Here is a 13,850-nt window from a genome sequence, read left to right on the forward strand (position 1 = left end):
GCCGATATAATTGATAGAAATATAAGGCAGATTAAAGAAGGAATAGGAGTTAATACGATGGGTGAATTGGCGAATTGTCCAAAATGCAATGCTTTATTTTTTAAAACGAACCTGCAGACCGTGTGCCAGGCATGTATTAAAGAAGAAGAAAAAGCATTTGAAACCGTCTATAAATTTTTGAGAAAGCAGATCAACAGACAGTCGACGATGCAGCAGATCACTGAGGAAACAGGTGTGGATGAAGAGCTGATCCTCAAGTTTATCAAACAAAAAAGGATTCAGATCAGCCAGCTTCCAAATTTGGCATATCCTTGCGAAAGGTGCGGAAATCCGATCAGGACGGGGAAATTTTGCAAGTCCTGTCAGACAGATATTGAGTCACAATTAGACCATATGAACCAAAAAACAGCCGCTGAATCCAAAGAAAAAAACAGTACAAAAGACACATACTATGCCTATAATACCAAAAACACCTGATTCCCTAAACTAACTGATAACGCAGTCGATAAAAGAATTAGACTGCGAACAGAAAGCGAGAGGAATCCTATGAAAATCAATCAGTACGGAACACAATCCGTTAATCCATACCAAAAAAATTACGAAAAGCAAGCCGTACAAAAAGAGGCTGCAAAGCCGAAGGACAAAGTGGAAATTTCTTCTCATGCAAAAGAGCTTCAAAATGCGTCAGATGCGGTCACTAAAACACGTCAGGAAAAAATCGCTCAGCTTAAAGCGGATATAGAGAGCGGAACATATAAAATAGATTCAAACAGCATCGCTGAAAACATAGTGAATTTTTATAAAAAGCAATAAAAAGGAGAAAGCCAATGTCAGCAAAGCCAATTATTGATCAACTGAAGCGACTTTGCGCACTGCATGAACATCTGCTCACGCTGTCTGAGGAGAAAACGGAAGCGCTGAAAGCAGGTAAAACAAAAGAGCTCTCCAACATATTGACTAAAGAGCAAAAGTATATTCAGGCAATCGGGCAGACTGAGGAAGAACGAATCAGGTTAACTTCTCAGTTTCTCAGCCGCGGTGAGGACAATACAATTGCTGCATGCATCTCCAGAACTTCAGGCAGTGAAAAACAGGAGCTTGAAGGGTTATTTCACTCTTTGTCTGCGCTTCTTGACCGTCTGAAAGAAGTGAATGAGATGAACAAACAGCTCACGATTCAGGCTTTACAATTCATCTCAGGGGCATTCGATATGATCATGCCGGGTGAAAAAGAGAATATGAATTATAAAGAGCCGCAAGCGGCGCGCAAGCCTGTCAGCCGTTTGACATTATTCGATTCAAAAGCTTAGAACGGAGGATTTTCAATGCCATCGACTTTTATGGGGCTCGAAACAGCAAGGCGTGCATTGAGTGCGCAGCAGACTGCATTGAGCACAGTTTCAAATAACGTTGCAAATGCAAATACAGAAGGATATACGAGGCAGCGCGTCACATTACAATCGACGAGTCCTTATCCCGCAGTATCAAAAAACAGTGATCTGACGGCCGGCCAAATCGGAACAGGAGTAAAAGCCGGTTCAGTTGAGCGCGTCAGAGACAGTTTTTTAGACTATCAGTACAGAACGGAAAATACAAAATTAGGGTACTATACAGCCCGTTCCAATTCATTGTCGCAAATGGAAGGCGTCATGAAAGAGCTTGACAATAACGGATTAAACGGATCGCTCAGTTCGTTTTGGAATGCCCTTCAGGATCTGGCGACGAATCCGGAAAATACGGGAGCGCGCTCAGTTTTGCAGGAGCAGGGGAAATCTCTTGCCGAAAGTTTTAACTATATATCAACCTCTTTGACTAACATTCAGGGTGATATTAAAAAGAACCTGGATAACACAGCGGATCAGGTCAATTCCATTCTCAATCAGCTGAATGACCTTAACAATCAAATAGCGGCAGTTGAGCCGAGCGGTATGCTCCCTAATGATTTGTATGACCAAAGAGACAGATTGATTGATCAATTATCTTCTATGGCAAATATAAAAGTTTCATATAATAAGTCGGGCGGACATGCCTTGGCGACTGCTGAGGGCACGGTTAACGTCGAATTGCTGAATGGAAACAACAATTCTCTCGGTACGCTGCTCGACGGTAACACAAAAACAGTTTCAGAAATGAAAATCAACTACGACAAGGACAGCGGACTCGTGTCGAGTGTGTCAGTCGGCAGCAGTACGGTCAATGCGGATGCATTTACCGGAAAAGGCTCACTTTTAGGTCTTATTGAATCATACGGCTATATGTCAAACGGAGAAGAAAAAGGGCTTTATCCTGAAATGCTGACGGCTCTTGACAATATGGCGCTATCCTTTGCTGACGCGTTTAATGCAGTTCATGAAAAAGGGAAGACCTATACAGGCGAACAGGGTGCAGCATTTTTTGATTTCAGCGGCGGTGAAGCGGTGCCGGCAAAAGGTGCGGCAGCGAAAATAAAAGTCAGTGACAAAATCCTTGCGTCTACTGATAATATCGCAGCGTCGTTAAACGGAGAAAAAAGTGACGGCACAAACGCGACAAATCTTGCAGCCGTACAGAACAGCAAGCTGACTATTAACGGTGAAACCACTACAATTAATGACTTTTATGAATCCCTTATCGGAAAGCTGGGCGTTAATTCACAAAAAGCAGCCAATCTTATGAACAACTCTGAAAGCAACACCCTTTCAGCCGATGAACGGAGACAATCAGTCAGTGCAGTGTCTTTAGATGAAGAAATGACAAATATGATTCAGTTTCAGCACGCTTATAATGCGGCTGCGCGGATCATAACGATGCAGGATGAAATATTCGATAAAATTATTAACGGTATGGGCACCGGAGGAAGATAGGAGATAAGTAAATGAGAGTAACTCAAGGGATGATCGCAAAAAATTCTCTTCGATTTATCGGCTCAAGTTATGACAAGCTCGATCGGCTTCAGCAGCAAGTGTCTACGGGGAAAAAAATCACGAAAGCTTCTGATGATCCGGTCGTCGCAATGAAGGGAATGCAGTACCGTACTCAGCTTGCGCAGGTAAACCAGTATCAGCGGAATGTTTCGCAAGGTTTTACATGGCTGGAAAACTCGGAATCAAGCGTAAACTCGGAAACGGATATTATGGGGAAAATCCGGGATTTGATGGTTCAGGCGAAAAGTGATTCGAACGGTGAAACAGAATTGAAAGCAATCGGTACAGAAATCGGCCAGCTGAAAAAGCAGCTCGTTTCTGTCGCGAATACTCAGGTAAACGGACGTTATCTGTTTAACGGAACAAATTCAGACGTCCCGCCGATCACTGAAAATGCCGACGGCACATATACGTACAACTATGAGAATTATACCGGTGCTTCGGATGTTAACATCAACATCTCAAACGGAGCAGTGCTGAAAGTGAATTCTGATCCAAACTCAGCTTTCGGAGGCGTCGCACAAAATGGAGATAATGTATTTGAATTTCTCAACTCCTTAGAAGCTTCTTTAAGCAAAGGCACGCTGTCCGAAGCAGATTCAAATCAAATTCTGTCAGATATCGACGGTTTTACTGACAAAATGAATGCTGAAAAATCCAATATCGGCGCACGCACAAACCGGTTGGAACTCATTCAGACAAGATTGGAATCACAAGCGGCAACCGCTGAAAAAGTATTGTCGGATAATGAGGATGTAGAAATGGAAGATGTAATTGTTGATTATCTATCTCAACAGACGGTTCATAGAGCAGCGCTGTCAGTGAATGCGAATATCATTCAGCCGTCACTGATCGACTTCCTGAAATAATATAACTATCGTCTTCAATATATAAAAAAAGCGACTCACAACAGGGAGATCGCTTTTTTTACTAAAATACTATAAATAGGAGGGATCTCTGTGCAGATGCCGAGATTGATTATTGACAGTGTGCCTGCTAAAATCGGTATAACCTTTCAAAAGGAAGAAATCGAGATGGAACAGCCGCCCGCTGACCTGGAAATCGAGCAGCCGCCGGCAGAGCTGAACATTGAAAGCACGCCGGCCAAACTGACGATTGACCAGACGAGGGCGTGGGAGAACTTGAATCTCAAATCATTTGAAAAGCTGAACGCTGAAGCCGCTCAAAAAGGTGCGGAAGCCTGCAGCGAGTTTATCGCAAAAACAGTCAGGGAAGGGAAGGAAATGGCGGCTATCGAAAAGAAAACGGGCAATGTGATGGCCCGGCAGGCAGCAGATGTCAGTCCGCCCGATCCATTCGGCGAATTCAGCGACTTTCTGCCTGCGCAGTTTCTCGTCGACATTGACTGCATTCCTTCAAAGCTTACGATTGATATTGAAGCCCGCAAACCTTCAATTGAAGCAGCCGTCAATAAACCTGTATGGAATTATACGCCGGGGAAAGTTCAGATTGATATGATGCAAGACCCTAAGGTGACGATTTCGGTTGATGATGGCAACGCAGAATAAAAGATGAAAGTGGTAAAGGATTGTGAAGCATGATAATTAAAACAAAATATCACGGAGAAATCAGAATAGATGAAGGGCAGATTATCTCATTTGAAAACGGCCTGCCGGGATTTAATGAAGAGACTCAATTTGTTGTTCTTCCTTTGTCGGAAGATTCACCGTTTTTGGCGCTGCAGTCTGTGAAACAGGAGCACATCGCCTTTATTGTCGCCAGTCCGTTTATTTTCTTTAAAGGGTACGAATTTGACATTGACCAAGCGACGCTTGAGCTTTTGCACATTGAAGATATAGAGGACGTCGAAGTGATGGCGATTTTAACACTGGAAGAGCCTTTTGAAAACACGACCGCCAATTTAAAAGCGCCGATTATCGTCAATAAAAAGGAAATGAAGGCGAAACAAATCATTTTACATGATGCTTCCTATGAAACAAAACATCTGATAGGAGGAGGATCATGCTAGTTCTCTCAAGAAAAGTGAATGAGTCCATTCAGATCGGGCCGGATATTGAAATAAAGGTGATCGCTATCGAAGGAGAACAAGTGAAGCTGGGAATTGAAGCGCCTCAGCACGTAGATATTCACCGGAAAGAAATCTACTTGTCGATCCTGGAAGAGAACAACAGAGCCGTATCTTTTAATACTGATTTATTACTTAACTTATCCTCACAAAAAAAGTGAGGATTTTTTTATTTTCAATATAAACAATAGAAGCGGCCATCCGATATATATATTGTAGCCAATGAGAGGAAAAATTTTCTTCAGAAATGACGCTGCGCAAATGCACAAGGACGTGCGAAAAACAATTCAGGGAGGAAATACAAAATGAGAATCAACCACAATATCGCGGCTCTTAACACTAGCCGTCAGCTGAATGCAGGTTCAAACTCTGCTGCAAAAAACATGGAAAAATTATCTTCAGGTCTTCGCATCAACCGAGCTGGTGATGACGCTGCGGGTCTTGCGATCTCTGAAAAAATGCGTTCTCAAATCCGCGGTTTAGACATGGCGTCTAAAAACGCTCAAGACGGAATCTCTCTTATCCAAACATCTGAGGGTGCATTGAACGAAACTCACAGCATTCTTCAGCGTATGAGCGAGCTTGCTACACAAGCGGCGAACGATACAAACACTGATTCTGACCGTTCTGAGCTTCAAAAAGAGATGGACCAATTAGCGTCTGAAGTAACAAGAATCTCTACTGACACTGAGTTCAACACGAAGAAACTTCTTGACGGAACTGCGCAAAACCTTACGTTCCAAATCGGAGCTAACGAAGGCCAAACAATGAGCCTGTCTATCAATAAAATGGACTCTGAAAGCCTGAAAGTTGGTACGACTTATACTGTATCTGGAGATCAAAATACACTTACAGCAACTGACGGAAGCACTGCTACTTGGGCGGATGCAGACGATGCTACAAACAAACCGGCTGGTTATTACGATGCTGGCGGTAAAGTTATTGCATCTGAAAAATTAGCTGCAGATTCTAAAGTAACAAAAGGTATCGACATCTCTTCTTCAGCTAAAGCTGCGTCTTCAGCTCTTACAACAATCAAAACAGCTATCGACACAGTATCTAGCGAGCGCGCTAAACTTGGTGCGGTTCAAAACCGTTTAGAGCACACAATCAACAACCTTGGTACTTCTTCTGAGAACCTGACTTCTGCTGAATCACGTATCCGTGACGTAGACATGGCTTCTGAGATGATGGAGTACACGAAAAACAACATCCTTACTCAGGCTTCTCAAGCTATGCTTGCACAAGCTAACCAACAGCCTCAGCAAGTTCTTCAATTGCTTAAAGGTTAATGACGGAAAGATCCTGGTTCTCCAGGGTCTTTTTTTATTTCTTCAGCTATCTCCCCCTTCAGCAAGCCAAAGAACCCTATTGACAAAATGAAACATTATATTTTGCAGTTAAATTATTGAAAACCTTTTAATATGACCGATATAAGAATAAGATCATACATTTATGGAGCTGTGATATGATAAACAGTCGGAAACTCACTGTTGTCATAGAGCCGTCTACGACTAAACGCCGAAAAGGAGAGGGTACATATGGTCACAAGAATCACAGGCCTTAATTCCGGTCTTGATGTAGATTCTCTGGTGAAAAAAATGATGGATGCCGAAAAGCAGCCGCTTAATAAATTAAACCAGCAAAAGCAGACGCTTGAATGGAAGCGCGATGCTTATCGGGAAATGAATACCCAGATTGCCGACATGTATTCTACTACATTTAATAATATGCTGATGTCCACAAACTGGAATAAAAAAACAGTAACAAGTTCGGATTCCAGTGTCAGCGCGGTGGCCGTCAGTGCTGAGCAGAATATTTCAACGAGCATGTCTGTACAGCAGCTGGCTACGCCGACGACATATAAATCATCGGGCGCTATCAATTTCACTTCGGGTCAGAGCCAAACATTGAAATTCAATGTCACAAATCCGGGTGAAACGAAGCCGACTGAGGTAAACGTCACGATCGCCGCAACCGATACGATTGACGATGTCATTTCTAAACTGAACAGCTCGGGTCTCGGAGTGACGGCTTTAAAAGAGAAAATCTCTAACGGCTCGGATTATGTGGACACGATTGCGTTCACTTCCAATAAAACGGGGGAAGGGTTTACCCTTTCAGCAGGTGATGACGCGACCAAAAGCTTTCTGAAAGATCAGCTCGGTTTTGCCGTTGATGATGCAACAAATGAACTGACGGCCAATGCCGAAGGGAAAAACGCGAAGTTTACGTTCAACGGGCTTGAAATGACAAAAACGTCCAATAACTTTACGATCAACGGCATCAAATACACGCTGAACAGCGTGACGGACAGCAATAAAACGGTTACGATTAACAGCACGACGGATACGGACGGCATTTTTAACAACATTAAAGATTTCGTTGATAAATACAATACGTTAATTAAAAGCGCAAACGAGAAGGTGACAGAATCAAAATACCGTGATTATAAGCCGCTAACCGATGAACAAAGAGAAGCGATGACCGATAAGCAGATTGAGCAGTGGGAGGCAAAAGCTAAAAGCGGTTTATTACGGAGTGACAGCACGCTGCAGAACGGTTTGGCGGAGATGCGGCTTGATCTGTACTCAACCGTTACGATTGACGGGAAAAAATATCAGCTTGCCGATTTCGGAATTGAGACGTCTGATAGTTATACGGATCAAGGAAAGCTTGTCATTAAAGACGAAGCGAAACTGAAACAGAAAATTACCGAGAATCCTGCTCTTGTGGCTAAACTGTTTAATGCAGACAGCCCTGATACAGCGAAAACCAAAAACCCGGAGGAACAGGGGATTGCCCGGAGATTAAAAGACACATTAAATAAAATGCAGATTCAAATTTCAAAACAGGCGGGTACGGAAAGCTCGGTATCAACCAGCTTTGCCATTGGAAAAAGCCTGGATGAAATAGAAACAAATATTTCCAATATGAAAACGAAGCTGGATGACATCGAGACGAGATATTATAAAAAGTTCAGCGCACTGGATACGGCATTGGAGAAATTGAACAGCCAATCTTCATATCTCACGTCAATGTTAGGATCTTCAACATCATAACCTTGGAGGTTTTATAAAAATGGCAATAAATAATCCTTTTGCTGCTTACCAGCAGACATCCGTCTTTACAGCCGCTCCGGAAGAGCTGACCCTTATGCTTTATAACGGCTGCCTGCGATTCATTAAGCTGGCAAGGCAGGCGATGAAGCAAAACAACCTTGAAGCCAAAAATGAAAATATCGTAAAGGCGCAAAACATCATTCAAGAGCTCAGCATCACGTTAAACCGGGAGATTGAGATTTCTGAGCAGATGTCATCAATCTATGATTACATCCGCCGCCGGCTGATCGATGCGAACGTGCAGAATAACGGAGAGTTTTTAGATGAAGCGGAAAAGCTCGTTACTGAATTTCGCGACACGTGGAAGCAGGCCATGCAGAGTGAACGGAAAAACAGCCATGGCGCGGGCGGCCTTGCCTGATGAACAGCAATGTCTTTTCTTTGTATAACGAAACGAAGAACATGTACGCCGCACTGAAGGACGCCCCGGAAAGCGACGGTCTCATCAGCAGCGTTACGGCATTTACGGAGAAAAGGGAGGAGATGCTTGCGGGCATAAAGCCGCCTTTTTCCGAAGAAGAAAAAACGCTGCTTCAGCAGGTGGCCGCGATGGACCGTCTGATTACCGGCGAAGTGAAACGGATTCAGGATGGTATCCGAAATGAAATAAAAACGCTTAAGAAAAAACGAATCTACCATAATACGTATTTCAATCCGTATCAGCAAACGACAAGTGACGGCCGTTATTACGACAAACGCAAATAGGTGAGTGTTTTGAGAAGTTTGAACGATTACCATTTGGTGTCAGCCTATTACCAGCTTCTTTTTACGATTGATGAGGGGCTTTGCTACCTGTTGGACACGCAGGATGATTTTTTTAAGACGGAGGGCGAGCGGATTTACAACGATTTGATTCAGGCTTTTTTTCATCTCGATTCCTCTCATGCGCTTCTGCTGTCTATCATTGAGTGCCGATGCGTGGAGACGGCGATCCGCTCATTTGACGAGATCTTTCAGGATTTCAGCATGTTAAATGATTATGATTTCCCGTCCGCCCCTTTTCAGGAGTTTTTAAAAACCATCTTTCTGCCGCATTATAAGCTATGGATGGAGCAGACGCACGACTGCATCAAACCGTATGTTCTTCACTAGACCTGCTGCAAGCGGCAGGTCTTTTGCCTGCGTCCTTTGCATATACTTATAATCCTGCCGGAAGCTGCCGGATAAAACCGACACCATTCGTCATCGTTCACCGAATTCACACATTATTTTAACGTTTCAGCAGGGATCAGAAGGGGTAAAAGAGAAATAGTTACATATCCTTAGATAAAGGGAGGCGTTCTTTGATGAACTACAATATCAGAGGAGAAAACATTGAGGTTACACCTGCGTTAAAGGATCATGTGGAGAGAAAAATCGGCAAGCTGGAACGATATTTCGAGCAGAGCGTCAATGCCGATGTGAACGTCAACTTAAAATTCTATAACGATAAGGAATCCAAAGTTGAAGTCACCATTCCGATGACTGATCTGGCGCTTCGTTCTGAAGTGCATAACGAGGATATGTACAATGCAATTGATCTCGCAACAAACAAGCTGGAACGTCAAATCCGAAAGCATAAAACAAAAGTCAACCGAAAATTCCGCGAGCAGGGTCTTCCGAAACATTATTTCGAGAACGGCAGCGCTGCTGATACGGGCGTAGCGGTTCAGGACGAAATTGAAGATGACAGCCCGGAAATTGTCCGTCAAAAGCGTTTTAATTTAAAACCGATGGATAATGAAGAAGCGATTCTCCAAATGAATATGCTCGGACATAATTTCTTCGTATTCACCAACGCGGAGACGAATCTCACAAATGTCGTTTACCGCAGAAATGACGGCAAATACGGATTAATTGAACCGACTGAATAAACCCATCCAGCCTTCCGTGAACGCGCGGAAGGTTTTTCTCTATCTTTATCTGCAAATTCTTTGGAAATAGCAAAAGGTATGTTATGATAATGAGAGGTATACATGGACAGAAAATTATCATTTATTCCATGCAAAATCTGCATGTGAACATAGAGGAGCGTTATAGATGCTTGGGATTTTAAATAAAATGTTTGATCCGACCAAACGTGCGCTGAACAAATACGAAAAAATAGCAAATGACATTGATGCCGTAAGAGGAGATTATGAAAATCTTTCTGACGAGGCGCTTAAAAATAAAACAGCAGAATTTAAAGAGCGGCTTGAAAAAGGAGAAACGACGGATGACCTTCTTGTCGAAGCGTTTGCCGTCGTTCGTGAAGCTTCCCGCCGCGTAACCGGCATGTTCCCGTTTAAAGTGCAGCTCATGGGGGGCATCGCCCTTCATGAGGGGAACATTTCCGAAATGAAAACAGGGGAAGGGAAAACGCTGACGTCTACGCTTCCCGTGTATTTAAATGCCTTGACGGGAAAAGGCGTTCACGTCGTAACGGTCAACGAATATCTGGCGAGCCGTGATGCCCAGCAAATGGGAGAAATCTTTGCGTTTCTCGGGCTTACAGTCGGCCTGAACCTGAATTCGATGTCAAAAGATGAAAAACGCGAAGCTTACGCAGCCGATATCACGTATTCAACGAACAATGAACTAGGCTTTGATTATTTGCGTGATAACATGGTGCTCTATAAAGAACAAATGGTGCAGCGCCCGCTTCATTTTGCCGTTATTGATGAAGTCGATTCAATTTTAGTCGATGAAGCGAGAACGCCATTGATTATTTCCGGACAAGCTCAGAAGTCCACAAAACTGTACGTGCAGGCAAATGCGTTTGTCCGCACGCTCAAGAAAGATCAGGATTATACGTATGACGTCAAAACGAAAGGCGTTCAGCTGACGGAAGAAGGAATGACGAAGGCTGAAAAAACGTTCGGCATCGACAACCTGTTTGATGTCAAAAACGTGGCCTTGAACCACCATATCAACCAGGCTTTAAAAGCCCATGCGGCGATGCAGAAAGACGTGGATTATGTTGTTGAGGACGGCCAGGTCGTCATCGTTGATTCCTTCACCGGCCGTCTGATGAAAGGACGCCGCTACAGCGAAGGTCTTCACCAGGCGATTGAGGCGAAAGAGGGCTTGGAAATTCAAAATGAAAGCATGACATTGGCGACGATTACGTTCCAAAACTATTTCCGTATGTACGAAAAGCTGGCCGGTATGACCGGTACCGCAAAAACGGAAGAGGAAGAATTCCGCAATATTTATAACATGCAGGTTGTATCCATCCCGACCAACCAGCCGGTCATCCGTGACGACCGTCCGGACTTGATCTACCGCTCAATGGAAGGGAAATTCAAGGCGGTGGCGGAGGATGTCGCCCAGCGCTACATGACCGGACAGCCGGTTCTTGTCGGTACGGTTGCCGTTGAAACGTCTGAATTGATTTCTAAACTTCTGAAAAACAAAGGGATTCCGCATCAGGTGCTGAATGCCAAAAACCATGAGCGTGAAGCTCAGATTATTGAAGAAGCGGGACAAAAAGGCGCTGTCACGATTGCAACCAACATGGCGGGACGCGGAACCGACATTAAACTCGGCGAAGGCGTAAAAGAGCTTGGCGGTCTTGCAGTCGTCGGTACGGAACGCCACGAATCCCGCCGGATTGACAATCAGCTCCGCGGACGTTCAGGACGTCAGGGAGACCCGGGCATCACACAATTTTATCTTTCAATGGAGGATGAATTGATGCGCCGTTTCGGAGCTGAACGGACGATGGCGATGCTTGACCGGTTCGGTATGGATGACTCCACGCCGATTCAGAGCAAAATGGTGTCACGCGCCGTGGAATCATCTCAAAAACGTGTCGAAGGAAACAACTTCGATTCACGTAAACAGCTTCTTCAATATGACGACGTGCTCCGTCAGCAGCGCGAAGTCATTTACAAGCAGCGTTTTGAAGTCATTGACTCTGAAAACCTGCGCGACATTGTGGAAGGCATGATCAAGTCTTCTCTGGAGCGTGCGATTGCCGCTTATACGCCGAAAGAGGAGCTTCCGGAAGAATGGAATCTTGACGGCCTCGTGGAGCTGGTGAATTCAACGTATCTTGATGAAGGCGCGCTTGAAAAGAGCGATATCTTCGGAAAAGAACCGGATGAAATGCATGAGATGATCATGGACCGCATCATGACAAAATATAATGAAAAAGAAGAGAATTTCGGTACAGAGCAGATGCGTGAATTTGAAAAAGTCATCGTATTGCGTGCCGTTGATTCAAAATGGATGGATCATATTGATGCGATGGATCAGCTGCGTCAAGGAATTCACCTTCGCGCTTATGCGCAGACAAATCCGCTGCGTGAATATCAAATGGAAGGCTTCGCAATGTTTGAGCACATGATTGAGTCCATTGAGGACGAAGTTGCGAAATTCGTCATGAAGGCCGAGATTGAAAGCAATTTGGAACGCGAAGAAGTTGTTCAGGGCCAAACGACGGCTCATCAGCCGCAGGACGGCGATGAGGCCAAACAAGCGAAAAAAGCGCCGGTGCGAAAAGTCGTAGATATCGGACGCAACGCGCCTTGCCATTGCGGAAGCGGAAAAAAATATAAAAATTGCTGCGGCCGGACAGAATAGTCTGGACTGTATGAAGCGAACATGACCGGGTCTGCGTCTTATGGCGCCCCGGATCTTTTAATGAGGTGAATGGAATGGAATTATCAGAAATCAGGGCAGAGCTCGAAAATATGGCTTCTCGTTTAGCGGACTTCAGGGGGTCTCTTTGACCTCGAATCAAAGGAAGCCCGCATTGCAGAATTAGATGAAAAGATGGCGGAACCGGAATTCTGGAATGACCAGCAGAAGGCCCAAACCGTCATCAACGAAGCGAACGGTCTGAAAGAATACGTGAACTCCTACCATCAGCTGAGCGAGTCTCACGAAGAGCTGCAAATGACACATGATCTTTTAAAAGAAGAACCTGACCAGGACCTTCAGCAAGAGCTTGAGAAAGAGCTGAAGTCATTAACGAAGGAATTGAATGAATTTGAGCTTCAGCTGCTGCTCAGTGAACCATATGACAAAAATAATGCGATTTTAGAACTTCACCCGGGCGCCGGCGGTACGGAATCTCAGGACTGGGGTTCCATGCTGCTCAGAATGTATACCCGCTGGGCGGAAAGACGCGGCTTCAAAGTTGAAACGCTTGATTATCTCCCGGGAGATGAAGCAGGAATTAAGTCTGTCACACTGCTTATTAAAGGCCACAATGCATACGGCTATTTAAAAGCGGAAAAAGGCGTACACCGTCTCGTGCGGATTTCTCCATTTGATTCATCAGGCCGCCGTCACACGTCATTCGTGTCATGTGAAGTCATGCCTGAATTCAATGAAGAAATCGACATTGATATTCGTACCGAAGATATTAAAGTTGATACGTACCGGGCGAGCGGTGCCGGCGGACAGCACGTCAATACGACTGATTCAGCCGTTCGGATCACCCACCTGCCGACAAATGTAGTCGTCACGTGCCAGACGGAACGCTCACAAATCAAAAACCGCGACCGGGCGATGAAAATGCTCAAAGCGAAGCTGTATCAGCGCAGAATTGAAGAACAGCAGGCGGAGCTTGACGAAATCCGCGGTGAACAGAAAGAAATCGGCTGGGGCAGCCAAATCCGCTCGTACGTCTTCCATCCGTACTCCATGGTGAAAGACCACCGCACCAATACGGAAATGGGGAACGTGCAGGCGGTTATGGACGGAGATATCGATATCTTCATTGACGCCTATTTACGTTCTAAACTGTCGTAATCCGGGAACACACCTGCCTTTGGCAAGGTGTGTTTTTTTATCCGTTCTCTTTTTCCA

At 44.6% G+C, this 13,850-nt stretch carries 16 protein-coding genes; all 16 read left to right on the forward strand.

All coding sequences use genetic code 11. The features are described from left to right. The first annotated feature begins 57 nt into the window (after positions 1-57). The 16 genes from MJQ52_RS14275 (at position 58) to prfB (ending at position 13,793) form a co-directional block, all read left to right on the forward strand. Entirely contained in the window at positions 58-477 is a 420-nt protein-coding gene (locus MJQ52_RS14275; RefSeq protein ID WP_043867469.1) for a TIGR03826 family flagellar region protein, read from the forward strand. Between the two features lie 69 nt (positions 478-546). Beyond that, on the forward strand, positions 547-813 hold the full coding sequence (gene flgM, locus MJQ52_RS14280; protein ID WP_003151393.1) for a flagellar biosynthesis anti-sigma factor FlgM: 267 nt from the start codon (positions 547-549) through the stop codon (positions 811-813). A gap of 14 nt (positions 814-827) precedes the next feature. Then, complete coding sequence (locus MJQ52_RS14285; protein WP_003151394.1) at positions 828-1,310, forward strand: flagellar protein FlgN; 483 nt, start codon at positions 828-830, stop codon at positions 1,308-1,310. A gap of 15 nt (positions 1,311-1,325) precedes the next feature. Next, a complete protein-coding gene (flgK, locus tag MJQ52_RS14290; protein WP_015387629.1) occupies positions 1,326-2,843 on the forward strand; it encodes a flagellar hook-associated protein FlgK in 1,518 nt (505 codons plus the stop codon). An 11-nt stretch (positions 2,844-2,854) separates the two neighbouring features. Further along, a complete protein-coding gene (gene flgL / locus MJQ52_RS14295; protein ID WP_003151396.1) occupies positions 2,855-3,772 on the forward strand; it encodes a flagellar hook-associated protein FlgL in 918 nt (305 codons plus the stop codon). A gap of 90 nt (positions 3,773-3,862) precedes the next feature. Further along, positions 3,863-4,432 carry a DUF6470 family protein gene (locus tag MJQ52_RS14300; protein ID WP_003151397.1) on the forward strand — a complete coding sequence of 190 codons (570 nt, stop codon included), beginning with the start codon at positions 3,863-3,865 and terminating at the stop codon, positions 4,430-4,432. 29 nt (positions 4,433-4,461) lie between these two features. Beyond that, positions 4,462-4,893, forward strand: coding sequence for a flagellar assembly protein FliW (gene fliW, locus MJQ52_RS14305; protein WP_060657507.1), 432 nt, complete (start codon positions 4,462-4,464; stop codon positions 4,891-4,893). Beyond that, complete coding sequence (gene csrA, locus MJQ52_RS14310) at positions 4,887-5,111, forward strand: carbon storage regulator CsrA (protein ID WP_003151402.1); 225 nt, start codon at positions 4,887-4,889, stop codon at positions 5,109-5,111. The genes fliW and csrA overlap by 7 nt, the downstream gene beginning before the upstream one ends. Before the next feature lie 144 nt (positions 5,112-5,255). Next, positions 5,256-6,242 carry a flagellin gene (locus tag MJQ52_RS14315; protein WP_007407474.1) on the forward strand — a complete coding sequence of 329 codons (987 nt, stop codon included), beginning with the start codon at positions 5,256-5,258 and terminating at the stop codon, positions 6,240-6,242. 249 nt (positions 6,243-6,491) lie between these two features. Next, complete coding sequence (locus MJQ52_RS14320) at positions 6,492-8,012, forward strand: flagellar hook-associated protein 2 (RefSeq protein ID WP_015387632.1); 1,521 nt, start codon at positions 6,492-6,494, stop codon at positions 8,010-8,012. A 19-nt stretch (positions 8,013-8,031) separates the two neighbouring features. Beyond that, positions 8,032-8,433: a flagellar export chaperone FliS gene (gene fliS / locus MJQ52_RS14325; protein WP_003151407.1), complete on the forward strand. Its 402-nt coding sequence runs from the start codon at positions 8,032-8,034 to the stop codon at positions 8,431-8,433. Then, a complete protein-coding gene (fliT, locus tag MJQ52_RS14330) occupies positions 8,433-8,777 on the forward strand; it encodes a flagella biosynthesis regulatory protein FliT (RefSeq protein ID WP_003151410.1) in 345 nt (114 codons plus the stop codon). The genes fliS and fliT overlap by 1 nt, the downstream gene beginning before the upstream one ends. A gap of 9 nt (positions 8,778-8,786) precedes the next feature. Further along, on the forward strand, positions 8,787-9,164 hold the full coding sequence (locus MJQ52_RS14335; protein WP_003151412.1) for a hypothetical protein: 378 nt from the start codon (positions 8,787-8,789) through the stop codon (positions 9,162-9,164). A 194-nt stretch (positions 9,165-9,358) separates the two neighbouring features. Continuing rightward, on the forward strand, positions 9,359-9,925 hold the full coding sequence (hpf, locus tag MJQ52_RS14340) for a ribosome hibernation-promoting factor, HPF/YfiA family (protein WP_003151413.1): 567 nt from the start codon (positions 9,359-9,361) through the stop codon (positions 9,923-9,925). Between the two features lie 166 nt (positions 9,926-10,091). Then, positions 10,092-12,617, forward strand: coding sequence for a preprotein translocase subunit SecA (secA, locus tag MJQ52_RS14345; protein ID WP_003151414.1), 2,526 nt, complete (start codon positions 10,092-10,094; stop codon positions 12,615-12,617). Between the two features lie 74 nt (positions 12,618-12,691). Continuing rightward, a protein-coding gene (gene prfB / locus MJQ52_RS14350) for a peptide chain release factor 2 (RefSeq protein WP_096034905.1) occupies positions 12,692-13,793 on the forward strand; the annotation gives its coding sequence in 2 pieces (ribosomal slippage) (positions 12,692-12,763 and positions 12,765-13,793; 1,101 coding nt in all). Positions 13,794-13,850: the final 57 nt, after the last annotated feature.

The organism is Bacillus sp. jun7, from assembly GCF_051034795.1.
GTDB classification, from domain to species: Bacteria; Bacillota; Bacilli; order Bacillales; family Bacillaceae; genus Bacillus; species Bacillus velezensis.

What these genes read in the sequence shown, in the direction of transcription:
- MJQ52_RS14275 (WP_043867469.1), top strand. Translation starts at nt 58, where the DNA reads ATGGGTGAATTGGCGAATTGTCCAAAATGCAATGCTTTATTTTTTAAA.
- flgM (WP_003151393.1), top strand. Translation starts at nt 547, where the DNA reads ATGAAAATCAATCAGTACGGAACACAATCCGTTAATCCATACCAAAAA.
- MJQ52_RS14285 (WP_003151394.1), top strand. Translation starts at nt 828, where the DNA reads ATGTCAGCAAAGCCAATTATTGATCAACTGAAGCGACTTTGCGCACTG.
- flgK (WP_015387629.1), top strand. Translation starts at nt 1,326, where the DNA reads ATGCCATCGACTTTTATGGGGCTCGAAACAGCAAGGCGTGCATTGAGT.
- flgL (WP_003151396.1), top strand. Translation starts at nt 2,855, where the DNA reads ATGAGAGTAACTCAAGGGATGATCGCAAAAAATTCTCTTCGATTTATC.
- fliW (WP_060657507.1), top strand. Translation starts at nt 4,462, where the DNA reads ATGATAATTAAAACAAAATATCACGGAGAAATCAGAATAGATGAAGGG.
- csrA (WP_003151402.1), top strand. Translation starts at nt 4,887, where the DNA reads ATGCTAGTTCTCTCAAGAAAAGTGAATGAGTCCATTCAGATCGGGCCG.
- MJQ52_RS14315 (WP_007407474.1), top strand. Translation starts at nt 5,256, where the DNA reads ATGAGAATCAACCACAATATCGCGGCTCTTAACACTAGCCGTCAGCTG.
- MJQ52_RS14320 (WP_015387632.1), top strand. Translation starts at nt 6,492, where the DNA reads ATGGTCACAAGAATCACAGGCCTTAATTCCGGTCTTGATGTAGATTCT.
- fliS (WP_003151407.1), top strand. Translation starts at nt 8,032, where the DNA reads ATGGCAATAAATAATCCTTTTGCTGCTTACCAGCAGACATCCGTCTTT.
- fliT (WP_003151410.1), top strand. Translation starts at nt 8,433, where the DNA reads ATGAACAGCAATGTCTTTTCTTTGTATAACGAAACGAAGAACATGTAC.
- hpf (WP_003151413.1), top strand. Translation starts at nt 9,359, where the DNA reads ATGAACTACAATATCAGAGGAGAAAACATTGAGGTTACACCTGCGTTA.
- secA (WP_003151414.1), top strand. Translation starts at nt 10,092, where the DNA reads ATGCTTGGGATTTTAAATAAAATGTTTGATCCGACCAAACGTGCGCTG.